Below are 22,485 nucleotides of genomic sequence, written 5' to 3'. Positions count from 1 at the left end.
TAGGCTTAGTTTGACCAGATTAGTAGTAAACTTTAATTTTATAAGTATCGTTGTATGTACCGGCACGTTGGAAGGCACTTACTGCTGCATTTGTAACAGATACAGAGTATACATCATCAGCTAGACCATTGTGATTTGAGTTACCAAATGGAATCACACCACCGCCTGTTTTATTTGTAACAATTGTTGTTGGTACACGAACACTACCATCATCTTCATGTTTCACATAAGTGCTGGCACTTGTACCAGTGTTTGCTGTTTGAATGTTAAGCGTATAGTGGGTATTACTACGCACAGTGTAAGTTGAACTCTGAGTTCCGCCATTTTTATTCAACGTAATGGCACTACCACCGAGCACTTCACATTTTTTAGGAATTTCCAATTTAATTGGAATATCTTTTTCACAACCAAGTGAAGTACAGTTACCCCAATTATATCCACCACCACCACGTGCTGCTTCGCCACCTTCACCATCAGCAAAAACTGCTGTTGAGCCAAGACCTAATGCAACTGCCATTAAAGATGTTTGAACTAACTTATTCATAGCCATTCTCCGGGACGTTTATTCTTAAAACCTGATTAATTGTTATGGTTACCCTTAATCAAAACTGGGCCTTTCTTGGCTACCAAGCTTTTTGTTAAGCGTGTTTTAATTGTAGTTATTCTGAACAAAAAACCACCTATACGCCCCTTTTCACTCAAAAAGACAACAAGTACGCATTTTTAAAAAAAGTAAATTTAAATAACTATTTTTATTTATATTTTTATATATCCTATATTTTTGAAGTCCCAAAAAATAGTTACACAACTTTCAGGGATGCACTTTTTTTGTGCATTTTAATATTTAAAATAGTTCCCTGTTTTATATTGGAAATTTATGACATTTTAGTTTTACATTTCATTACATCTTCGATTGAATAATTTCTTATTTTGCTGAAAATTTCATTTTTCATTCTTTTTTTAGTTGAATTTTCAACTATTTTATACATTTATAGCGATTACTTCATGAAAACCGAAAGTTTATTCACATCCTATTTACCCAGTTCTAGGGATTGAATAAGATGACCAAAACCTCACTTTCAAACTTAAAAATTACATGAATGTGCGTTTTAGAAAACTTAAACCGACACTTCAAACCTAAATGTAATCTCAAGTACTCTTTTCTAGGATTTTCTTTATGAAAAATAAAATCCACAAAAACATTATTAATCCAATAATTTTATAAAGAATATTGAACTAAGATATAGCCACAAAAACAGATCATTCATTTGTGGTTTTTCTATTGGAACTCCCCCCCTAAGCACCCTCTTTTAGTGCTAAAACCATAGTGATGGCTCTATTTTTAGCATTGTAAGCTACTGCGACACCGTCACTAGAACAACCAATACTCAACGCATAGCAGAAAAAATCTTGTAAAAACAAAGTTTTTAAAAATTAAACTAAAATTTAGTTTAATCTTTATCTACGATTTTGTTCGCTTGAATCCAAGGTACAAAAAAAGATAAAAGCACTGCTTTTATCTTGTTGAGGTACCTAAGCTTAAACATAAAAAAACCCACTCAAATAGAGTGGGTCTTCGCATTCAAATCAATTGATTCAAGAAATTAGTTCTTTTCTTTATCTACGATTTTGTTTGCTTGAATCCAAGGCATCATCGCACGTAACTTACCACCAGTTACTTCAATACCATGTGCTGCATTTTGACGACGACGAGCAGTCATAGATGGGTAGTTCAACGCACCTTCTTGAATGAACATCTTCGCATATTCACCAGATTGGATACGTTTAAGTGCATTACGCATCGCTTCACGAGACTGTTCGTTGATCACTTCAACACCAGTTACGTATTCGCCATATTCAGCATTGTTCGATACTGAATAGTTCATGTCTGCAATACCACCTTCGAACATCAAGTCAACAATCAACTTAAGTTCGTGTAAGCATTCGAAGTAAGCCATTTCAGGTGCATAACCTGCTTCAACTAAAGTTTCGAAGCCCATTTTAACAAGCTCTACTGCACCACCACAAAGAACTGCTTGCTCACCAAATAGGTCAGTTTCAGTTTCTTCACGGAATGAAGTTTCGATGATACCTGTACGACCACCACCTACGCCTGAAGCATAAGAAAGTGCTACGTTGCGTGCATTACCAGATGCATCTTGGTGAATCGCGATTAAGTCAGGAACACCTGAACCACGTTGGTATTCAGAACGTACTGTATGACCTGGTGCTTTTGGCGCAACCATGATCACGTCTAAATCAGCACGTGGAACAACTTGGTTATAAAGAACAGAGAAACCATGAGCAAATGCTAATGTTGCACCTTCTTTGATATTTGGCTCGATCACGTCACGATAAAGTTGTGATTGGAACTCATCTGGAGTCAAGATCATCACTACATCAGCTTGCGCTACAGCAGCAGGAACTTCAGCAACTTTAAGACCTGAATTTTCAGCTTTTTTCCAAGAAGTAGAACCAGCGCGTAAACCTACAGTTACGTCTACACCAGAATCTTTAAGGTTAAGCGCATGCGCGTGACCTTGCGAACCGTAACCAATGATCGCTACTTTCTTAGATTGGATGATAGATAAGTCGCAGTCTTTATCGTAAAAAATTTGCATTGCTGTCTCCGCTAAAATGCTTTGTATTCTGTAATTTCACCAAGAGTTTATTTTTTGATGAAATCCTCCTTTTGATCAAAAGGAGGTTGAATCGTGTTAATTAATTAAATGGTTAAAACTTTTTCGCCACGCGCGATGCCTGAAACACCAGAACGTACAACTTCAAGAATGGTATTCTCTGCTAATGCATCAATAAAACCATCAATTTTTTCAGTCGTACCCGCGATTTGAATGGTATAAGTCGTTGGGGTAACATCCACGATTTGCGCACGGAAAATGTCCGCAGTTCGTTTAATTTCAGCACGTGCCGAGCCAAGTGATTTGACCTTAATCAGCATCAATTCACGCTCAATATGCGCACCTTCAGACAGATCAACCACTTTTACAACTTCAACCAATTTGTTGAGTTGCTTCGTGATTTGTTCAATTTTATGGTCATCACCATAAGTCGTTAGAGTCAAACGAGATAAAGTCGGATCTTCGGTTGGCGCAACGTTTAAGGTCTCAATGTTATAACCACGTTGAGAAAATAAACCCACCAAACGAGAAAGCGCACCAGCTTCGTTTTCTACAAGTACAGAGATAATGTGTCTCATGACGTGCGCTCCCCTTTACCTAACCACATATCTTGCATTGACTGACCTGCGATAAGCATTGGATAAACATGCTCGGTACGGTCAACCATAACGTTGATGAATACACATTTATCGTTGATTGCCATTGCTTCTGCAAGCTTAGACTCAAGCTCATCGGCATGGTTAATCTGAATACCTACATGACCATACGCTTCCATCAATTTAGGGAAGTCAGGCAATGAATCTACATAAGAACTCGAATGACGTCCTTCATAGTTCATATCTTGCCACTGCTTTACCATCCCTAAAGCTTGGTTATTCAAGCAGAGGATTTTTACGTTAAGATCATATTGCTTACACGTCGAAAGCTCTTGGATACACATCTGGATGGATGCTTCACCTGTGATACATACTACTTGTTGGTCTGGGAAAGCTAATTTCGCAGCCATCGCATAAGGTAAGCCCACCCCCATGGTGCCAAGACCACCTGAATTAATCCATTGACGTGGACGCTTATACTTGTAGTAGTTTGCACCAAACATTTGGTGCTGACCTACGTCAGAAGTAATGATTGCTTCACCATTGGTGATTTTATCCAACGCTTCGACCACTTGCTGTGGCTTCATTGAACCATCAGTCGGTTTGTCATATTTCAAACCATGAACTTTACGCCATTCATTGATTTGTGCCCACCACGCGGCAATGTCTTCAGGATTTGGTTTAGACACATTCATCTGTTTGAGCTGTGTCAACATTTCTTGAAGAACAGGTTCTACCGCACCCACGATTGGGATATGCGCCATGATAGTTTTTGAAATCGTCGCAGGGTCGATATCAATATGAATCACTTTGGCATTTGGACAGAATTTTGCAGGATTGTTGGTTACACGGTCATCGAAACGCGCGCCAATACACAAAATCACATCAGCATTGTGCATGGTCATATTGGCTTCATAAGTACCATGCATACCCAACATACCAATGAACTGTGGATCATTGCCTGGAAAGGCACCCAGACCCATCAAAGTATTGGTCACTGGGTAGCCTAGAATATGCGCCAACTCAGTCAACTGTTCTGATGCATTACCTTGTACAACACCACCACCTGTATAAATTACAGGGCGTTTTGCGTGAATTAGCTCTTCAATGGCTTTACGAATTTGACCTGAGTGACCACGATGCGGTGGTTGATACGAACGCATCTTCACTTTTTCTGGGTATTCGTAAGCAAACTTTTCAGCAGGATTAGTTGCATCTTTAGGAATATCAACCACCACAGGACCTGGACGACCTGAAGATGCGATATAAAAAGCCTTCTTAATAATCGAAGCAATTTCGCTGGCATGGCGCACTTGGAAACTATGTTTTACGATCGGGCGAGAAATACCGACCATATCTGTTTCTTGGAATGCATCTTCACCAATTAAATGTGACGCAACCTGACCTGACAAAATCACCATTGGGATTGAGTCCATATAAGCCGTTGCAATTGGAGTCACAGTATTGGTTGCACCCGGACCTGAAGTCACGAGCACCACACCCGTCTTACCTGTTACGCGCGAGTAAGCATCGGCCATATGACCAGCAGCTTGTTCATGGCGCACGAGGTAATGATTGATTTTGTCTTGTTGAAAGAACGCGTCGTAGATATGTAAAACTGCGCCGCCTGGGTATCCAAATACATGTTCAACGCCTTCGTCCGCCAATGCGCGAACGAGCATTTCACCACCAGATAAAAGTTCCAACGTGATTCACCCTAATCTTTATCACTGCAATGGTGGGAGGCACCAGCAGTGTTTCATTCATTGATTGTCTGCACTGTTATAGCACACATATTTCTTAGTTTTCATAGCAATAGGAAAAAATTCTGATCTGTATGCTGTTTGAGCACTATGAGATCTAAAATGTGTTGGGATAAACACATTTTTTTACTTTGTTCACGGTCTCGGCTAGAAAGCGTGTCCATTGCATGAAATGACACTTTATCGAAGGGTGATCGAGTAAAGGCATATAAAACTAAAGACAGCATTTTTAGGAGTTTCGTGACTAATGTCAAGTTTAAAAATTAGCTTTTTTTTGTTTATTTACAGACCGTTTATTTTTTATGCACCTTGATCAAAGAAACGAGGAAAGTTTTTCTTTATTTTTTAAAGTTCAAACCCATCATTTTCTATTGCTCTGAATTTATTAATAAAAAAAGATCATGAAATCCATAAATAAGTTTAATAATACCTTTCCTTTGCTTTAAAACTATTTCGGCACTTTGCATATCAAGTTTTTAGGCTTAAACCCATTTTTATATACAGATTTTTATAAGTTTATTCTTCTTTCTAACTGCCTAACTGTGCCAGAACACATATATTGTGATGTCAATTGAGTATTACACCTAAAAAACACAAAAAAACTTAGATGAAAAGACAAGCCAAACAATTTTTATTGTTCAAAAATAAGCATAAAATAGCCATAACGATAAACCCAATCAAATCGAATGATTAGGGATATAAAAAGGACAATCGCAGATGAGTTTTCCGTTTACAAAAATGCTTTTAGGTTTGGCTTGCATAGGGCTAACCGTGGTGACTACACAAAGCTTTGCCAAAACCTATTATAAGTGGGTGGACAGCCAAGGCTCGACACATTACACCACCACGCCACCACCCAAAACAGCAAAGAAGCAAGGTAAAATAGATACTTATGGTTGGAAGAACTCGCCTCAACAGACGACAACAGAAGCACCGACCCCAAGCAATGTCCCGAGTCCTACACCAGCAATACCAGATGCTGTACCCACTGTAACCCCCGCAGCACCCGTGGAATTGGAAAACCAACAACGCGACGCCAATAAAGCATTACAAAAAGGGCAACGGGCTCAACCTGCGATTTAAACAACTCATACAGTTTCAGCTATATTTTCAACTTCTTTAATTTCCTGCACAAATCATGGTGCAAAATTCACTTTTAGGTGCATTTTGCGCTATGCTGTGCAACAAACTTTTTTTAATCATTGTTCTTAACATACGTATATGACTACTCACATTGACCCCGAATATCAAGCGAGCGCGATTGAACCTACCGTCCAACAAGACTGGGAAGCTCGTAAAGCCTTTAAAGTTGCAGACACTGTAGAAGGTCCACGTCGTTATATCCTCTCGATGTTCCCTTACCCAAGTGGCAAACTGCATATGGGTCATGTGCGTAACTATACCATTGGCGATGTGATTAGCCGTTTCCACCGTCTCAAAGGGGAAACTGTCCTGCAACCTATGGGTTGGGATGCATTTGGTCTACCTGCTGAAAACGCTGCGATTGCCCATCAAGTTGCACCAGCAAAATGGACTTTTGAAAACATCGCATATATGCGTGATCAGTTAAAAAAATTGGGGCTTTCTGTCGATTGGGATCGTGAGTTTGCGACCTGTACCCCTGAATATTACCGCTGGGAACAGTGGTTGTTCGTACAACTGTACAAAAAAGGCTTGATCTATCGTAAGCTTTCAACAGTAAACTGGGACCCTGTAGACCAGACAGTTTTAGCCAATGAACAAGTTGAAAATGGTCGTGGTTGGCGTTCAGGTGCATTGGTTGAAAAACGTGATATTCCGATGTACTACTTCCGCATCACTGACTATGCACAAGAATTATTAGACGATTTAGACACATTAAAAGACGGTTGGCCACAGCAAGTCTTGACCATGCAACGTAACTGGATTGGTCGTTCAACGGGGATGGAAATCACCTTCCCTTCTGCCAATACTGAAATCTACGCAGATGGTTTAACCGTTTACACCACGCGTGCTGATACCTTAATGGGTGTGACTTATGTTGCCGTTGCAGCAGAACACCCTATGGCACTGAAAGCGGCTGCCGTCCAATCAGAAGCGGGCAATCCTGAACTTGCTGCATTTATTGAAGAATGCCGTATGGGTTCAGTCGCAGAAGCTGATTTAGCCACTGCTGAAAAGAAAGGCATGGCAACAGGCTTATCTGTTAAGCATCCAGTTACAGGTGAAGACTTACCTGTTTGGATTGCGAACTATGTGTTGATGTCATACGGCTCAGGTGCTGTGATGGCAGTGCCTGCACATGACGAACGCGACTTTGAATTTGCCAATAAATTTAACTTGTCAATCAAGCAAGTGATTGATGCCAAAGGCGCTGATGATGCTGAATACTCAGCAACTGAATGGCAAGAATGGTACGGTTCTAAAGATGGCAAATTGGTGAATTCTGGCGAGTTTGATGGTTTGGAATTCCAAGCTGCGTTTGATGCTTTCCTTGCAAAATTAGAACCACAAACTTTAGCGAATGCTAAGGTTCAATTCCGTTTACGTGACTGGGGTGTATCTCGTCAACGTTACTGGGGTTGCCCAATTCCAATGATCAACTGTGAAAAGTGTGGTCAAGTCACCGTACCAGAAGATCAATTGCCAGTGGTATTACCAACTGACGTCGTACCAGACGGTTCTGGTAACCCATTGAACAAGATGCCAGAGTTCTACGAAACCAAGTGTCCTAGCTGTGGTGGCGATGCACGTCGTGAAACCGATACTTTGGATACCTTTGTAGAATCATCTTGGTACTATGCACGTTATGCCTCTCCAGACTTTACTGGCGGTATGGTTGATCCTGCTGCGAGTCAAACATGGCTTCCTGTAAACCAATATATCGGTGGTGTTGAACACGCGATTCTGCACTTACTTTATGCACGCTTCTTCCACAAATTGATGCGTGATGAAGGCGTTGTACAAGGCAATGAACCATTTACCAACTTGCTCACCCAAGGTATGGTCTTGGCAGATACTTACTACCGTGAAGCGGAATCAGGTAAGAAAACATGGTTTAACCCTGCGGATATCGACCTTGAGCGTGATGAAAAAGGTCGTATTCTGTCTGCGAAATACCAAGGTGACGGTCAAGAAGTCATTGTTGGTGGCCAAGAGAAAATGTCGAAATCGAAAAATAACGGTATCGACCCACAAGCTATTATTGATCAGTACGGTGCAGATACAGCACGTGTCTTCATGATGTTCGCTGCCCCACCAGATCAATCATTAGAATGGTCAGATGCAGGTGTGGAAGGTGCAAACCGTTTCTTGAAACGTGTCTGGCGTTTGGTTGCAAACTTCCTTGAGAAAGACAATACCGCATCTAGCATTGATACAACGCAATTATCTACCGAAGCCCAAGATTTACGTCGTAAAACGCATGAAACCATCCAAAAAGTGGGTGATGACATTGAACGCCGCCATGCCTTTAACACAGCCATTGCAGCAATGATGGAACTGTTAAATGCCAACAACAAGTTTGAAGCGAAAACTGATAACGATGTTGCTGTTGCACGTGAATCAATCACGACTCTATTAACCTTACTTGCGCCATTTGCACCGCACTTGAGTCAAACGCTATTGGCTGAATTCGGGTTGGATTTAACCACTGTATTATTCCCGACTGCAGATGAATCTGCACTGGTACGAAATACACAAACGATCGTGGTTCAGGTCAACGGTAAACTTCGTGGTAAATTAGAAGTGTCTGTCGATGTATCGAAAGATGATTTGCTTGCTTTAGCTAAAGCCTTGCCAGAAGTTCAACAATTCTTGACGGGTCCAACCAAGAAAGAAATTGTGGTACCCAATAAATTAGTAAATTTGGTGGTTTAAAGCCTTTGAGCCTCCCTTTTATAAAGGGAGGTTTGGTGGGATTTTATTAGAAAATCTCCCTTGCGAAGCATTGCTTCTCACCTCTTTCAAAAAGAGGCGGAAATGAAAAGGAATAAACAATTCCCAAACAAAGCCCGTTGCCAGTCAACGGGCTTTGCACATACAATCACGACATATTATTTTTCTTTTATCAAAAAGAGCAAAACAGAGGACAACACATGCATTTAGGCAAACGTTTGGCAGCCATTGTTTTAACTTGTGGCCTAGGTGCAAGCTTAGTCGGTTGTGGCTTTCATTTAAAAGGAACCAACCCAAGTACAACACCGATTGCTTATTCAAAAATAAATCTAGTTCTGCCAAAAGACACTGATGAGTTACATGAAAAATTAGCCATCTACCTTGGTGCATCTGGGGTTCAGTTGAGCAATGGTTCAGATGCCTATGTACTCCATGTTTTAGACTATAAACCACAGCGTTTAGAACTCAATGGTAAACTGATTGAAGTCATTTTACGACTAAACGTCACCTTCCGTATTGAAGATGCGCAAGGTCGCCCGATTACGGAGCCACGAACAGTTGTCGCGACACGTACATACCAGTATAACGTTGAAACCGTCAACACCGATGATCAAGAAAAGACTTACTTGAACCAAGTCATTGTCGATGATATTGCTCAACAAATTGTTCGCCAGATTTCTTTGAATCGTTTACCCTCTGCCCAACAATAAGGTTATTGAATGAAACTTGACTATCTGCAAGCCTTAAAACGTGTCGATGAAGCCCGTGGTACGTGGGTGATGCAAGGTCAAGAGCCATTACTTGAACAAAACTTACTAGATGCATTTCGGATCAGCTGGCAAAAACAAGAGATCGAACGGCAACGTCATGACATTAATAATGTTAATGATTGGAAAAATGTCTTTAATGCACTCAACAGCTTATCCTTATTTTCCAGCCAGTTAGCCATTGAAGTTCATGGCAATATTAAGCCTGATGCCAACGGTCTTAAGCTGCTAAAAAGTTATATCCAAAACAATGAACAGAATTTGCTTTTGGTCGTGATGCCCAAGCAAGACAGTGCCAGCCTAAAAACTGGCTTTTTTCAAACTGTTGAAGCCAATGGTGTGCATGTGGCCCTGACCGCGAATTATCCGCGGGATCGTCAGCAGATTTTAGGCATTGAAGCAGATAAACTGGGGATAAAACTCAGTCAGGATGCATGGCAATGGTTAGAACAGCATCATGAACATAACCTACTTGCAGCAAAAAACAGCTTGATGCGTGTCAGCGATACTTTTGCTGAAGTTGAACTGATTCAAATTGATCACTTACAAGCTTGTTTGCAAGACCAGTCCCGTTATAGCACCTTCGATTTAAGCGATGCCCTACTCGAAGGAAATTTAGCGCAATCCATTAAAATTTATCAATATCTGATTGCTTCAGGCGAACCTCTCAGTCTGATTTTGTGGAGTATCAGCAAAGAAATGCGTTTATTGATGCAACTATTTGAACAACCACAAAATGCGCTACAACTCGGCATTTGGAAAAATAAAGTTAGCGTCTATCAACACGCTTTACGTCGACTAAATCCGCACTGTTTTTTGACATGGCCCCATTTATTACTACGGATTGATGCTTCAATTAAGGGTTTACAACATGAAAATGCAGAACATGTCGTGATGCAAGCGATTGCCTCACTCTGTGGAAAATCACTTTTTCCAGCTTAAATTCACGGTATCTTCATTTTTAAAATAATAATCATTTCTATTTGTTCAAAAAATTCACGATTTATCCGTATTTCGCTTCTATAATGTTCCTAATTTTGTTTACTCCCTGATTCCAATGCAAAAAATAAAAGCTTTTAAAATGATCATAGCAGTACTCTGTATTGCTGTAGTTGCTTATGTCGCATGGACATACTTCAAGCCAAAACAAGAACAACCTCAATATATTACCGAAAGTGTTAGTCGTGGCGACCTTGAAAACACGGTATTAGCTACAGGCACTTTAGATGCGACCAAACTGGTAAGTGTCGGTGCACAGGTATCAGGCCAAGTACAAAAAATGTATGTGCAATTAGGGGACGAAGTCAAACAAGGACAATTAATCGCTCAAATTGATTCAACGACCCAAGAAAACAGCTTTAAAACAGCAGAAGCAAATATTAAGAATCTGGAAGCGCAGCGCCTACAACAAGAAGCCAACTTAAATGAAATGCAGTTGGCCTATAAACGTCAACAACAAATGTATGCCCAAGATGCAACATCTAAAGCAGAATTAGAATCTGCCGAAGCAAGCTATAAAACAGCCCAAGCCCAAATAAAAGCGATTGATGCACAAATTGAATCTGCAAAAGTGACCAAATCAACAGCTCAAACCAATATTGGTTATACCCGTATTGTGGCACCGACTGACGGTACCGTTGTTGCGATTGTGACTGAAGAAGGTCAAACGGTGAATGCTAATCAAAGTACACCAACCATTGTCAAAATTGCAAAACTACAGAATATGACCATTAAGGCACAGGTCAGTGAAGCGGACATTATGAAAGTGCAAAAAGGACAAGCTGTGTACTTTACAACTTTAGGGGATGACAGCAAACGTTATGCAAGTTTGCGTCAGGTTGAGCCTGCGCCAGACTCAATTACAGATGATGACACCAGTACCAGTACATCTACAAGTACAGCTATTTATTATAATGCGCTATTTGATGTGCCAAATCACGATGGCAAACTTCGTATTGATATGACAGCACAAGTATATATCGTACTTGACTCTGCAAAAAATGCCTTGCTTGTCCCTTCTTCTGCGCTTTCTACCCGCACTACAAATGCAAATCGTAGTAGTAACTCTAATACAGAGGCTGCATCTTCTGCACAAAATAAATCTGATGCAGATCATCCACAAGCTCCTCGCTTAGAGCGTCTCAAATTAAATGCTGCACAGCAACAATTGGTCAAAGACGGCAAAGCAACGGTGAGTGTCGTTCGTGTTTTACAGGCAGATGGTTCTGCTCAACCTAAACAAGTCTTGGTTGGTATTAATAACCGTGTCAATGCACAAGTTATTGCAGGCTTAAAAGAAGGTGATCAAGTGGTCATTGCTGACAGCTCTGATACTGCTGCTGCAACCGCAAACAGTAGCAACCGTCGTCGTAACGGCCCACCGATGGGAATGTAAGCATGACAAAAAGAGCCTTGCTTGAAGTCAGCAATTTGGTGCGAGAGTTTCCAGCTGGCGAAAGTACTGTACAAATTCTCAAAGGGATTGATCTGACCATTTATGAGGGTGAACTGGTTGCCATTGTCGGGCAATCGGGTTCAGGTAAATCGACCCTCATGAATATCTTAGGTTGTCTTGATCGACCAACTTCGGGTAGTTATCAGGTCAATGGACGAGAAACTGGCAAACTTGAACCAGACCAACTGGCTGAGTTGCGTCGTGAGTATTTTGGTTTCATTTTCCAGCGTTATCATCTCTTGGGTGATCTCTCAGCCGAGGGAAATGTCGAAGTTCCTGCCGTTTATGCTGGAGTGAGCCCTTATCAAAGAAAGCAGAGAGCCACTGCGCTACTGACGGAACTAGGTTTAGGTAACAAAACTCAAAACCGTCCAAGTCAACTTTCTGGGGGGCAACAACAACGTGTCTCAATTGCACGTGCGCTAATGAATGGTGGAGATGTTATTCTCGCTGATGAACCAACAGGCGCATTAGACTCGCATAGCGGTATCGAAGTAATGCGAATTTTACGCGAACTGAATGCCGCAGGCCATACCATTATTTTGGTCACTCATGACATGCAAGTGGCAAAAAATGCCTCGCGTATTATTGAAATCAGTGATGGTCTAATCATTGCCGACCGAGTTAATCAACCCGAATACGACACAGAACTACATACAGATCCAGATGCAGAAACTGCGATTTCTGCCCAGCAAGAAAAAAATAAAAGCGTCTCAGCATGGCGCTCCTTGCTCGACCGTCTAGGTGAAGCTTTCCGCATGGCACTATTGTCCATGAATGCTCACCGCATGCGAACTTTTTTGACCATGCTCGGTATTATTATCGGGATTGCGTCTGTCGTAACTGTAGTGGCATTAGGAAATGGCTCGCAGAAGCAGATTTTGAATAATATTAGTAGCCTAGGAACCAATACCATTACCGTATTTCAGGGACGTGGCTTCGGTGACAACTCTAAAACGGCTAATTTCAAAACGCTTGTTCCAGGCGATGCCGACGCTTTAGCAACTCAACCCTATGTGAGTGCTGTCAGCCCCATGGTGAGTTCATCCAAAACGATTCGTTATCAAGAAAATGAAGCCAGTGCCACGATCAATGGAATTGGTGCCGACTACTTTACAGTCAAAGGTCTCACCTTTAAAAGTGGACAAACCTTTGATCAGCGTAGTGTACGTGATCGTACCCAAGACGTAATCATTGATACCAACACCCAAAAACAATTCTTTAGTGACGGATCTGATCCTGTCGGTCAAGTGGTCTTACTTGGCAGCGTGCCTGCGCGCATTATTGGAATCGTGGAACCACAAAACAGTGCTATGGGCTCTGATGATACATTAAATGTCTATATGCCTTACACGACAGTAATGAGCCGTATGCTCGGTCAGAGCAATGTGCGCAATATTATTGTGCAAATCAATGATAAATATTCAACCAGTGCTGCTGAAAATGCGATTGTAAACTTACTCACCCTACGTCATGGTCAACAAGACGTATTTACCATGAACAGTGACAGTATTCGCCAAACCATTGAAAAAACCACCAGTACCATGACCCTATTGGTTTCTGCTATTGCGGTGATTTCATTGGTAGTTGGTGGTATTGGCGTGATGAATATTATGCTGGTATCGGTCACAGAACGGACACAAGAAATTGGCGTTCGGATGGCCGTAGGTGCACGTCAGAGTGATATTTTACAGCAGTTCTTGATTGAAGCCATTCTAGTCTGCCTAATTGGTGGTGTTTTGGGTGTACTCCTCTCCCTTGGACTAGGGCAAATCATTGAGAAGTTTGCAGGGGATAATTTTGCTGTTGCTTATTCCACCACGTCCATTATTGCCGCATTTGTCTGTTCAACTTTAATTGGTGTGGTGTTTGGTTTCTTACCTGCAAAAAATGCAGCCAAACTTGATCCTGTTGCAGCACTCGCTCGAGAATAAGGAAAAAATATGCCTTTTTTATTTACACGCCTTTGTACTGCAATGCTGCTTGGGAGCACATTGGTTGGTTGTGCAGCCGTGGTTAAAACCCCTTATCAAACGCCAGTCGTACAAACGCCGACTCAGTTTCAGTATGACAAAGCGACTGCACAACAACGCCAACAAGCAATTTATACCGACCAATGGTGGACGTTGTTTGGCGATGCACAGCTCAATCAACTGGTCGATGCCGTGCTTGCAAAAAATGCCGATCTGGCCGTTGCAGGGATGACCTTAAAGCAAGCACGCTTACAAGCAGAACTTGCAGAAAATCAGCAAAAAATTAGAGTGAGTTCAAGTACAGGTTTATCTACTGGACATAGTTTTAATTTAAATGATGGAAATGACACATCAAGCGGATTATCTGCCAAAACAGGACTCAGTTATGAAGTCGATTTATTTGGTAAATTGGCCCGTCAAACTGAAGCAAAGAGATGGGAAGCTCTTGCCACCGAGCAAGATTTACAAGCCACTGCTCAAAGCTTAATTGGCACCACGGCGAAGCTATATTGGCAGTTGGCCTATTATAATGAAAGTCGTACAACGGCTGAGCAAAGCCTTGCCACCTCACAAAAACTCTATGACTTGGTTAAAGTTCAGTATCAAGCTGGGGCTGTATCAGGACTGGACTTAACCCAAGCGGAACAGTCCGTACAAAGTCAAAAAGCCAGTCTAAGTCAAATTCAGCAAAGTTTGGTCGAGACCCGTACCGCAATTGCAGTGTTACTGCATATGCCTGTACAGCAGTTGAGTGTTGATGAACCACAGCGTTTACCACGTTTGGCTTTGCCAAGTATTGCAGCGGGCTTACCTGCTGACATTTTGTCACGCCGTCCAGACTTAAAAGCGGCTGAGCTACGTTTACGTGAGAGTTTAGCCACTAAAGATGCTACCACGGCGAGCTATTATCCTTCGATCAGTTTGACAGGGAATCTAGGATCAACGAGCACTTCACTAACGCAGCTGCTCAAGAACCCTGCACTAACATTAGGCGCAAGTTTAAGTCTGCCGTTCTTGCAATATAATGACATGAAACGTGACCTTGCGATTAGTCAATTAGACTATGAAAAAGCCATTGTGCAATATCGTCAGACCTTGTACCAAGCCTTTGCCGATGTGGAAAATGCACTGTCTGCACGAACTGAGTTGAGTCAACAAGTACAATTACAACAGCGGAATTTAGAACTGGCTGAAAAAGTGGAACGTTTGACCCAAGTGCGTTATCGCTATGGTGCCGTGGCTTTAAAAACCTTGTTGGATCAACAAGAAACCACGCGTACTGCTCGCTTAACATTGGTAAATACCAAACAAAGCCAATACAACGCTTACGTGACCTTGATGCAAGCACTCGGCGGTAGCCCGATTCAACAGCTTCCTCAATAAAAAGCAGAATAAAAAACGGCACATGATGTGCCGTTTTTTACATTTCAACTAAGCGATTAGTCATCAAGCATCAAGTCTGGGCTCATCCCCACAGTGTTGAAACCTGCATCAACATACATGATTTCACCCGTAATACCATTTGCCCAAGGCGAGCAAAGGAATAATGCGGCATTACCGACATCTTCAATGGTCACATTACGTTTAAGTGGTGAAATTTTTTCGTTGACGTCTAACATTTTACGGAACGATTTAATCCCTGATGCCGCCAAAGTACGGATTGGGCCTGCTGAAATCGCATTCACACGAATCCCTTCTGCACCCAAGCTTGAAGCCAAATAACGTACACCCGCTTCTAATGATGCCTTCGCCATACCCATCACGTTGTAGTTTGGCATCACGCGCTCAGAACCTTGGTACGTCAAGGTCAATAAGCACCCTTGACGTGCAACCAATAATGGCTTCGCCGCGCGTGCCATCGCAATGAAACTATATGCACTGATGTCATGTGCCACTTTAAAGCCATCACGATCCGTTACATCAGTAAAGTCCCCATCTAAGGTATGTGCAGGTGCAAAACCAATCGAATGCACTACACCATCTAAACCATCCCAATGTTTTGCCAATTCAACAAAAGTCTGTTCAATTTCAGTATCAATAGCCACATCACACGGTAGAACAATCGTTGAACCAAATTGTGCTGCAAATTCATCCACACGTTTTTTAAGTTTTTCATTTGGATAAGTAAACGCAAGTTCCGCACCTTCGCGGTGAAGCGCTTGAGCAATACCAAATGCAATTGATAATTTACTTGCAATACCTGCGATTAAAAAACGCTTTCCAGCCAATAGTCCTTGTGCCATGTGACTCTCACTCAAAATAATTTATCTGCATAATGCCAAGTTTAAGTTGAAACCGAAATTGCATAATGCGCCTTTTTTCAATTCATCAACATTCAATAACACATACGCCCCGATGAAGGGGCGTATGTGTTAAGACTCGATAGATTAGTCATCGCCACGCAGCATGCTGAGTAAACGCAAGAATGAATAGTACATCCACACCAAAGTCGCTAGTAGTGCAATACCACACAGCCACTCCATCGCTTTCGGCGCGTGTTGTGCCGCAGCACTTTCAATCAAATCAAAATCTAAAATTAAGTTAAGTGATGCAATCACTGCAACAAAAGCAGCAAAACCTAAACCTAATAAGTTGTTTTCAAATAAAAATGGAATACTTGAACCAAAAGCCAAACGCATCACCATTTGCACCACAAAGACAATTGCGATGGCAATTGAAGCCGACATCACCACAGATTTGAATTTTTCTGTGGCACGAATAATTTGAAAACGATACAAACCAAACATCACTAAAGTGGTGACAAAAGTTGCCAACAGTGCTTGTAAAGGCACACCCGGATATTTCAATTGGAAAATAACCGATACCCCTCCCAAAAAAGCACCTTCAAACAAGGCATAAGGAATAGCAAGAGTTCGAGCGGTATTCGGTTTAAAGGTTGCAATGAGGCCTAAAATTAGACCACCAATCGCGCCGACTAAGGTTGCAGCATAAGCTAGCGAAATGTTTAAGCTCATGAAACAGTAGAAAAACAGTGCCATACCGAACACAGCCGCAATCACTGTAAGTAATACAGACTTCTGAATAGCACCTTGAACAGTCATCGGTTGACTATAATCCGCATGTGTTTCCACGCGGTTCAAAATAGGGTTATTACTTTGCATAACTCAACTCTTTGTTATAATTTAATTAATTTACTTTATCATAAAGCTTGTTTTAAACTTGTATAGCAAAAAAGTGTTTCTTTTTTCTACACAAACACCCTCAGCTTTATTCTATTCGATTTCAATAAAAAAGAGGCTAACGCCTCTTTCTTTAGTACTTATTTATTCATAATAAAAAAGTATTCGCGATAATACTTCAGTTCCGCAATCGAATCACGAATGTCATCCATCGCTAAGTGTGAAGCATTCTTTTTCAAGCCACTCATAATTTCTGGACGCCAGCGTTTAGCCAACTCTTTAACCGAAGACACATCTAAATTACGATAATGGAAATATTGTTCCATTTCAGGCATTAAACGGTGTAAAAAACGACGGTCTTGGCAGATTGAATTGCCACACATCGGTGAGCTTTTTGGATTGACCCATTTCTTTAGAAATTCTAAAGTTTGCTGCTCGGCATCCTGTGCCGTCAATTTACTGCGACGTACACGTTCAATTAAGCCTGATTGACCATGTTGGCGGGTGTTCCACTCGTCCATTGCATTTAGTACGCGATCGGGCTGATGTACAGCAAGCACAGGCCCTTCAGCTAAAATATTTAAATTATCATCCGTCACAATTGTAGCAACTTCAATAATTTGGTCGTTATCTGTATCGAGACCTGTCATTTCAAGGTCAATCCAAATCAAACGCGTATCAGCGGTGCTGCTCATAAATGTGCAATCTTATTCGGCTTAAAAACGATGATAGTAGCAAATTAATTGCTTCGATGCTGTAACTGCTACCCTGCTTCGTGCTATTTTTGCCATCTTGAATTCATGGTTTTTTAGGATATGAATGGCTTTAATTCGTAAACGTCGTTTAACTGAACAGCAACAACGTCGCATTCAGAAACAACAGCAAACACGTCAAGAAGATATCGACACTTCAAATGACTTAGAAGGCTTGGTGGTACAACACTATGGCCGTCAGCTTGAAGTGCAAGCCCTTACGACTCCAGATCCACATCCCATCAAACCAACGGTACAAGCAGGCGAGCCTGAACCGTTTTGGAAACCGATTGAACTCGGCAGTATTTGGCGCTGTCATACACGTACCAACCTCGAACTATTGGTCACAGGTGATCGTGTCAAATGGCAAGCCGACCCAAATACAGGACTGGGAATCATCAATGCCATACAGCCACGTCAGTCGCTACTGACTCGTCCAGACCGTTACCATAAAGTGAAACCTGTCGCTGCCAATATCAGCTTGATTGTAATTGTGTTTGCGCCACTGCCTGAGCCTGCACCAGGTCTAATTGACCGTTATTTGGTGGCCTGTGCCGATGCCAATATTCCAGCACTGTTGGTGCTGAATAAAACCGATTTACTCAAAGACAATGACCCAATTTTAGCGTTGATTGCGGAATATCAAGCCTTAGGCTATGAAGTGATGCAAACACAAGCCGATGGTGACTTAACGGCTCTGACCCAGCGTTTAAAAAATGAAACGGTAGCCTTTGTCGGTCAGTCTGGTGTTGGCAAAAGCACCCTGATTAATGCCATCGTGCCTGACGCTGCACAAAAAACCAATGTGATTTCTGAAAACTCTGCCTTAGGGCAGCACACCACGACCTCTACCCGTTTGATTGGTTTTGGCGAAGGTGCCTCGCTGATTGACTCACCGGGAATTCGTGAGTTTGGTTTATGGCACTTAGATGCAGACAAAGTGCAACGTGGTTTTCCTGAAATTGAAAACTTGTTGGGCTACTGTCAGTTCCGTAACTGCACCCATAAACATGAAAAACAATGCGCTTTACGCTTAGCTGCGGCAAATGGTGAAATTTTAACGCGCCGTTTAGACAGCTATTTACGTCTGATTGATGAAATTGCTGAAGCTCAGCAAAAAAATTAATTTTTATTCAACCTTAGCCCTTGAAGCGGTGATTTTGATCACCATATTTTATGAGCTATACTCTCTAGCAATTTTTGAATTGTAATTTAGGTGACTTGTGGAACGTTGGTTCGAGTTTATGGGGAATCACCCCTTCTTATTTGGAACACTTGCGGTATTGGTTGTTTTGTTTTTCGTACTTGAAGGACAACGCAATGGTCGCAAAATTTCACCACAATCTTTAGGTATTTTAGTGAAAGCTAAAAATGCCATGTTGATTGACTTACGTGATGCCAAAGATTTCCGTGAAGGTCATATCAGTGGAAGTCGCAACATTCCCTACAGCCAAATTACAAAACATGCTGAAGAGTTAAAAGCTGCAGATCGTCCACTCGTGTTCATCTGTAACTTAGGTCAAGTGGCAGGCACTGCTTTACAACAAGTTGCGCATACTGACAGCTATCGTTTAGATGGCGGGATTAGCAACTGGAAAGCTCAAGGCTTACCACTGGTCAAAGCTAAATAATTCGCACAAGGAGAAACTCATGGCTCAAGTCACTATTTACTCAACGACTGTATGTCCATATTGCGTTCGCGCAAAACAGCTCCTTGAGCGTAAAGGCGTTGAATATAAAGAAATTAATTTATCTAAAGAAGCGCCTGAAGTCCGCATTGAATTGATGCAACGTACCAATCATCGTACGGTCCCACAAATTTTTATTGATGACCAATTTATTGGTGGTTTTGATCAACTTTATGCTTTAGAGCGTGAAGGCAAACTCGACCAACTATTGGCATAATTAGCTCAGCATATTAAGGATTAGAAAATGAGTGAAGCTCAACCACAACTTGCTTTAGAACGTATTTACACAAAAGATATTTCTTTTGAAGTTCCTGGGGCGCAAGTTTTTACCAAAGAATGGCAACCAGAGTTGAACATCAACTTGTCATCTTCTGCTGAAAAAGTTGATCCAACTCACTACGAAGTTTCACTTAAAGTGGTTGTACAAGCGAACAATGCAGGTGACACGGCGTTTATCGTCGATGTTACTCAAGCGGGTATTTTCCTTGTAGATGGTGTTGAAGAAGAACGTCTTCCGTACATCTTAGGTGCATATTGCCCGAACATTTTGTTCCCGTTCCTTCGTGAAGCGGTGAATGACATGGTGACTAAAGGTAGCTTCCCACAATTGTTACTTACACCAATTAACTTTGATGCTGAGTTCGAAGCAAATATGCAGCGTGCTCAAGCCGCTGCTGTTGAAGGTCAAGCTTAAACGTTTAAGCCCTTCAAACATAAAAAAGACCGCTTTTGCGGTCTTTTTTATTGTACTGAATTATTTAAACGTTTTATGACCTTGCTGCTTAATGGCTTCAAACTTGGCTGAACTTTGTTTGGCTTCAGTCAACTTTCCTGCATGTACGAGATGTTGAGCATGTTCAATCTCTTGAGATAATACATCAAAACTTTGCTCATATTGCTTCACTTGAGCACTGTCTTTTGCTTGTTTCGCTAACTTTCCGGGCTTATTTTGTTTGGCAGTTACTGCGGCTTTTTGCATTTCAGTTAATGCGTTATTTGCCTCTGTGGCAGTCTGGGCTTGAGCAAAAGCCTTTGAGTTCTTCGCCAAAGATTTCATCGCGCCTTCTAGCACTTCCGATGCTTGTGCAAATCCTGCCAAACATATACCACTGTTCAACAGCACGACCTTTAATAGTGTTTTCATTCTTATTCCTATGAGTTTGCAAAAAAATGCAGCCTAAGGCTGCATTAAATATGGCAAAAACTAAGAACGATGTAAATTAAAAATCATCATCACTTTCAGGGTCTCGGTGTAAAGCATCATGAATCGCTTCAACCAACTGCAACGCAATTTCTTGTTTCGACGCTTTTTCCAGATCACGTTTTTGCATTTTATAATGTTCTGCAAAAAAGACTATCATCGCATTTTCATCAGAAGCAAAACCAATATCAGGGCGTGACACATCATTACAAGCAATCATATCGAGCTTTTTCGCGACTAATTTACCTGCAGCATATTCTTCGACATTGCGTGTTTCTGCTGCAAAGCCAACCATGAACGGGCGTTTATCTTGCTGTGCAATGGTCGCCACAATATCAGGGTTTTTGATTAAAGAAACATTGAGCTCATCCCCTGCTTTCTTAATCTTATGCTCTGCAACTTCTGCAACGCGATAGTCTGCAACAGCAGCAGTCGCGATAAACACATCACAGCCTTCATCCAACATTTGCATACTGATATCCAACATTTTCATGGCAGATGAAACATTGATCCGGCGTACACCATTCGGCGTGTCTAAGCTGACAGGACCTGCAATTAAAGTCACTTTGGCTCCAGCCGCATAACATGCAGCGGCAAGAGCAAAGCCCATTTTACCCGTACTGTGGTTGGAAATATAACGCACAGGATCAATCGCTTCACGCGTTGGCCCAGCAGTAATGGTGACTTTTTTACCGGCCAGCATCCCAAATTTTTCAGCCATGGCACGCTGCGCTTTATGGAAGTATTCTGTCACTTGATGTGCCAAATCCTCAGGCTCAGGCATACGACCTAACCCAACATCACCACAAGCTTGAGCACCCGCATCTGGCATGATTACATGCACGCCATCGTCTACCAAAGTGGCTAAATTACGCTGCGTCGCTTTTGCTGCCCACATTTGTTGGTTCATGGCAGGTGCAACCCACACAGGGGCTTTGGTGGCTAAATATAAAGTAGAAAGCAGGTCATCAGCTAAACCCGCAGCAAACTTTGCAATGGTGTTACAACTAGCAGGCGCAACCAAAAGCAAGTCTGCCCAGCGTGCCAGCTCAATATGTCCCATGCCCGCTTCGGCTTCAGGGTCTAACAATTCAGTATGCACAGGATTGCCTGACAAGGCTTGGAATGTTAATGGGGTAATAAAGGCTTGTGCGCCTTCGGTCATGACCACACGGACTTGAAAACCTGCGTCTTTTAAACGACGAACTAAGATGGCACTTTTATAGGCAGCAATACCGCCCGTAACAGCTAAAAGGATATTTTTATTTGGAATCACACTGAGATCAAAGCTCACGAACAGGCTACCTTTCTGTTGCAGTGGCGCTCACAATAGCATTAAATAGTCTTATACCCAATAATCGGTTGGGTCATGTTCCTCAAATTAAGAATAAAAAAGTATAAAAGAATGCACTTATCTATAAAAAAATGGCCCGAACAAGAACGGCCACGTGAACGCTTGTTACAACAAGGGCCTGCCAGCCTCTCTGATGCGGAACTACTGGCTATTTTTATCCGCTCGGGCTCAACACAACATTCTGCGGTCGAATTGGCCCGTCTGCTGTTACAGCATTTCGGCAGTCTGAATGCCGTTTTCGATGCTGAACTGCCCGAACTCAGCCAATTTCACGGCATTGG

Annotated in this window: 21 protein-coding genes; 12 read left to right on the top strand and 9 right to left on the bottom strand. The window is 41.9% G+C overall.

What is annotated here, in order from left to right; all coding sequences use genetic code 11:
- Positions 1 to 19 precede the first annotated feature (19 nt).
- The 4 genes from B4F08_RS13255 to B4F08_RS13240 all read right to left on the bottom strand — a co-directional run bounded on the left by B4F08_RS13255 (position 20) and on the right by B4F08_RS13240 (position 4,941).
- On the bottom strand, positions 20 to 544 hold the full coding sequence (locus B4F08_RS13255) for a hypothetical protein (RefSeq protein ID WP_291374699.1): 525 nt from the start codon (positions 542 to 544) through the stop codon (positions 20 to 22).
- 1,060 nt (positions 545 to 1,604) lie between these two features.
- Positions 1,605 to 2,621, bottom strand: coding sequence for a ketol-acid reductoisomerase (gene ilvC, locus B4F08_RS13250; RefSeq protein ID WP_086210463.1), 1,017 nt, complete (start codon positions 2,619 to 2,621; stop codon positions 1,605 to 1,607).
- A gap of 104 nt (positions 2,622 to 2,725) precedes the next feature.
- Positions 2,726 to 3,217, bottom strand: coding sequence for an acetolactate synthase small subunit (gene ilvN / locus B4F08_RS13245; protein WP_004697653.1), 492 nt, complete (start codon positions 3,215 to 3,217; stop codon positions 2,726 to 2,728).
- On the bottom strand, positions 3,214 to 4,941 hold the full coding sequence (locus tag B4F08_RS13240) for an acetolactate synthase 3 large subunit (RefSeq protein ID WP_291374696.1): 1,728 nt from the start codon (positions 4,939 to 4,941) through the stop codon (positions 3,214 to 3,216). Before B4F08_RS13240 ends, ilvN begins: the two co-directional genes overlap by 4 nt.
- 795 nt (positions 4,942 to 5,736) lie before the next feature.
- Here B4F08_RS13240 and B4F08_RS13235 point away from each other — a divergent pair.
- The 7 genes from B4F08_RS13235 to B4F08_RS13205 all read left to right on the top strand — a co-directional run bounded on the left by B4F08_RS13235 (position 5,737) and on the right by B4F08_RS13205 (position 15,452).
- Positions 5,737 to 6,081, top strand: a complete 345-nt coding sequence (locus B4F08_RS13235) for a DUF4124 domain-containing protein (RefSeq protein WP_414632480.1) — start codon at positions 5,737 to 5,739, stop codon at positions 6,079 to 6,081.
- Between the two features lie 138 nt (positions 6,082 to 6,219).
- Entirely contained in the window at positions 6,220 to 8,856 is a 2,637-nt protein-coding gene (gene leuS / locus B4F08_RS13230; RefSeq protein WP_291374693.1) for a leucine--tRNA ligase, read from the top strand.
- A 218-nt stretch (positions 8,857 to 9,074) separates the two neighbouring features.
- Entirely contained in the window at positions 9,075 to 9,584 is a 510-nt protein-coding gene (gene lptE / locus B4F08_RS13225; RefSeq protein ID WP_291374692.1) for an LPS assembly lipoprotein LptE, read from the top strand.
- A 9-nt stretch (positions 9,585 to 9,593) separates the two neighbouring features.
- Positions 9,594 to 10,583, top strand: coding sequence for a DNA polymerase III subunit delta (gene holA / locus B4F08_RS13220; RefSeq protein WP_291374690.1), 990 nt, complete (start codon positions 9,594 to 9,596; stop codon positions 10,581 to 10,583).
- A gap of 115 nt (positions 10,584 to 10,698) precedes the next feature.
- Positions 10,699 to 12,036 (top strand): MacA family efflux pump subunit, encoded by a 1,338-nt coding sequence (locus tag B4F08_RS13215; RefSeq protein ID WP_086210468.1) that lies wholly within the window; start codon positions 10,699 to 10,701, stop codon positions 12,034 to 12,036.
- 2 nt (positions 12,037 to 12,038) lie between these two features.
- The gene (locus B4F08_RS13210) at positions 12,039 to 14,030 is read left to right on the top strand and encodes a MacB family efflux pump subunit (protein ID WP_110974647.1); all 1,992 of its coding nucleotides are present in this window, start codon (positions 12,039 to 12,041) and stop codon (positions 14,028 to 14,030) included.
- 9 nt (positions 14,031 to 14,039) lie between these two features.
- The gene (locus B4F08_RS13205; RefSeq protein ID WP_291374689.1) at positions 14,040 to 15,452 is read left to right on the top strand and encodes an efflux transporter outer membrane subunit; all 1,413 of its coding nucleotides are present in this window, start codon (positions 14,040 to 14,042) and stop codon (positions 15,450 to 15,452) included.
- Between the two features lie 56 nt (positions 15,453 to 15,508).
- On the opposite strand, the gene B4F08_RS13200 is transcribed toward B4F08_RS13205, so the two are convergent.
- From B4F08_RS13200 to orn, 3 genes are all read right to left on the bottom strand, one after another.
- Positions 15,509 to 16,312, bottom strand: coding sequence for an enoyl-ACP reductase FabI (locus B4F08_RS13200; RefSeq protein ID WP_291374688.1), 804 nt, complete (start codon positions 16,310 to 16,312; stop codon positions 15,509 to 15,511).
- A gap of 144 nt (positions 16,313 to 16,456) precedes the next feature.
- Positions 16,457 to 17,191, bottom strand: coding sequence for a Bax inhibitor-1/YccA family protein (locus tag B4F08_RS13195; protein WP_005401723.1), 735 nt, complete (start codon positions 17,189 to 17,191; stop codon positions 16,457 to 16,459).
- A gap of 158 nt (positions 17,192 to 17,349) precedes the next feature.
- Positions 17,350 to 17,904, bottom strand: a complete 555-nt coding sequence (gene orn, locus B4F08_RS13190; RefSeq protein WP_004697635.1) for an oligoribonuclease — start codon at positions 17,902 to 17,904, stop codon at positions 17,350 to 17,352.
- 124 nt (positions 17,905 to 18,028) lie between these two features.
- On the opposite strand from orn, the gene rsgA reads away from it, so the two are divergent.
- The 4 genes from rsgA to secB all read left to right on the top strand — a co-directional run bounded on the left by rsgA (position 18,029) and on the right by secB (position 20,343).
- Entirely contained in the window at positions 18,029 to 19,087 is a 1,059-nt protein-coding gene (rsgA, locus tag B4F08_RS13185) for a ribosome small subunit-dependent GTPase A (protein WP_004983468.1), read from the top strand.
- 97 nt (positions 19,088 to 19,184) lie between these two features.
- Entirely contained in the window at positions 19,185 to 19,592 is a 408-nt protein-coding gene (locus B4F08_RS13180; RefSeq protein WP_004697633.1) for a rhodanese-like domain-containing protein, read from the top strand.
- A gap of 19 nt (positions 19,593 to 19,611) precedes the next feature.
- Positions 19,612 to 19,866 (top strand): glutaredoxin 3, encoded by a 255-nt coding sequence (gene grxC / locus B4F08_RS13175; RefSeq protein WP_004697632.1) that lies wholly within the window; start codon positions 19,612 to 19,614, stop codon positions 19,864 to 19,866.
- 27 nt (positions 19,867 to 19,893) lie between these two features.
- Complete coding sequence (gene secB / locus B4F08_RS13170; RefSeq protein ID WP_004697631.1) at positions 19,894 to 20,343, top strand: protein-export chaperone SecB; 450 nt, start codon at positions 19,894 to 19,896, stop codon at positions 20,341 to 20,343.
- Positions 20,344 to 20,403: 60 nt separating this feature from the next.
- Here secB and B4F08_RS13165 read toward each other — a convergent pair whose 3' ends face one another.
- Positions 20,404 to 20,793, bottom strand: a complete 390-nt coding sequence (locus B4F08_RS13165) for a cytochrome b562 (protein ID WP_291374681.1) — start codon at positions 20,791 to 20,793, stop codon at positions 20,404 to 20,406.
- 76 nt (positions 20,794 to 20,869) lie between these two features.
- Complete coding sequence (gene coaBC, locus B4F08_RS13160) at positions 20,870 to 22,144, bottom strand: bifunctional phosphopantothenoylcysteine decarboxylase/phosphopantothenate--cysteine ligase CoaBC (RefSeq protein ID WP_086210477.1); 1,275 nt, start codon at positions 22,142 to 22,144, stop codon at positions 20,870 to 20,872.
- A 111-nt stretch (positions 22,145 to 22,255) separates the two neighbouring features.
- Between coaBC and B4F08_RS13155 the strand changes: the two genes are divergently transcribed.
- On the top strand, positions 22,256 to 22,485 hold a 230-nt coding region (locus B4F08_RS13155; RefSeq protein WP_349680398.1), incomplete at its 3' end, for a UPF0758 domain-containing protein.

The organism is Acinetobacter sp. UBA6720 (genome assembly GCF_002454215.1).
Lineage (GTDB): Bacteria > Pseudomonadota > Gammaproteobacteria > Pseudomonadales > Moraxellaceae > Acinetobacter.
Note: the sequence above shows the minus strand (reverse complement) of the source record. Positions and strands in the feature narration are given on the sequence as shown.

What these genes read in the sequence shown, in the direction of transcription:
- orn (WP_004697635.1), bottom strand. Translation starts at nt 17,904, where the DNA reads ATGAGCAGCACCGCTGATACGCGTTTGATTTGGATTGACCTTGAAATG.
- holA (WP_291374690.1), top strand. Translation starts at nt 9,594, where the DNA reads ATGAAACTTGACTATCTGCAAGCCTTAAAACGTGTCGATGAAGCCCGT.
- leuS (WP_291374693.1), top strand. Translation starts at nt 6,220, where the DNA reads ATGACTACTCACATTGACCCCGAATATCAAGCGAGCGCGATTGAACCT.
- B4F08_RS13165 (WP_291374681.1), bottom strand. Translation starts at nt 20,793, where the DNA reads ATGAAAACACTATTAAAGGTCGTGCTGTTGAACAGTGGTATATGTTTG.
- B4F08_RS13215 (WP_086210468.1), top strand. Translation starts at nt 10,699, where the DNA reads ATGCAAAAAATAAAAGCTTTTAAAATGATCATAGCAGTACTCTGTATT.
- rsgA (WP_004983468.1), top strand. Translation starts at nt 18,029, where the DNA reads ATGGCTTTAATTCGTAAACGTCGTTTAACTGAACAGCAACAACGTCGC.
- B4F08_RS13205 (WP_291374689.1), top strand. Translation starts at nt 14,040, where the DNA reads ATGCCTTTTTTATTTACACGCCTTTGTACTGCAATGCTGCTTGGGAGC.
- B4F08_RS13255 (WP_291374699.1), bottom strand. Translation starts at nt 544, where the DNA reads ATGAATAAGTTAGTTCAAACATCTTTAATGGCAGTTGCATTAGGTCTT.
- ilvC (WP_086210463.1), bottom strand. Translation starts at nt 2,621, where the DNA reads ATGCAAATTTTTTACGATAAAGACTGCGACTTATCTATCATCCAATCT.
- B4F08_RS13195 (WP_005401723.1), bottom strand. Translation starts at nt 17,191, where the DNA reads ATGCAAAGTAATAACCCTATTTTGAACCGCGTGGAAACACATGCGGAT.
- secB (WP_004697631.1), top strand. Translation starts at nt 19,894, where the DNA reads ATGAGTGAAGCTCAACCACAACTTGCTTTAGAACGTATTTACACAAAA.
- B4F08_RS13200 (WP_291374688.1), bottom strand. Translation starts at nt 16,312, where the DNA reads ATGGCACAAGGACTATTGGCTGGAAAGCGTTTTTTAATCGCAGGTATT.
- B4F08_RS13235 (WP_414632480.1), top strand. Translation starts at nt 5,737, where the DNA reads ATGCTTTTAGGTTTGGCTTGCATAGGGCTAACCGTGGTGACTACACAA.
- grxC (WP_004697632.1), top strand. Translation starts at nt 19,612, where the DNA reads ATGGCTCAAGTCACTATTTACTCAACGACTGTATGTCCATATTGCGTT.
- lptE (WP_291374692.1), top strand. Translation starts at nt 9,075, where the DNA reads ATGCATTTAGGCAAACGTTTGGCAGCCATTGTTTTAACTTGTGGCCTA.
- B4F08_RS13210 (WP_110974647.1), top strand. Translation starts at nt 12,039, where the DNA reads ATGACAAAAAGAGCCTTGCTTGAAGTCAGCAATTTGGTGCGAGAGTTT.
- ilvN (WP_004697653.1), bottom strand. Translation starts at nt 3,217, where the DNA reads ATGAGACACATTATCTCTGTACTTGTAGAAAACGAAGCTGGTGCGCTT.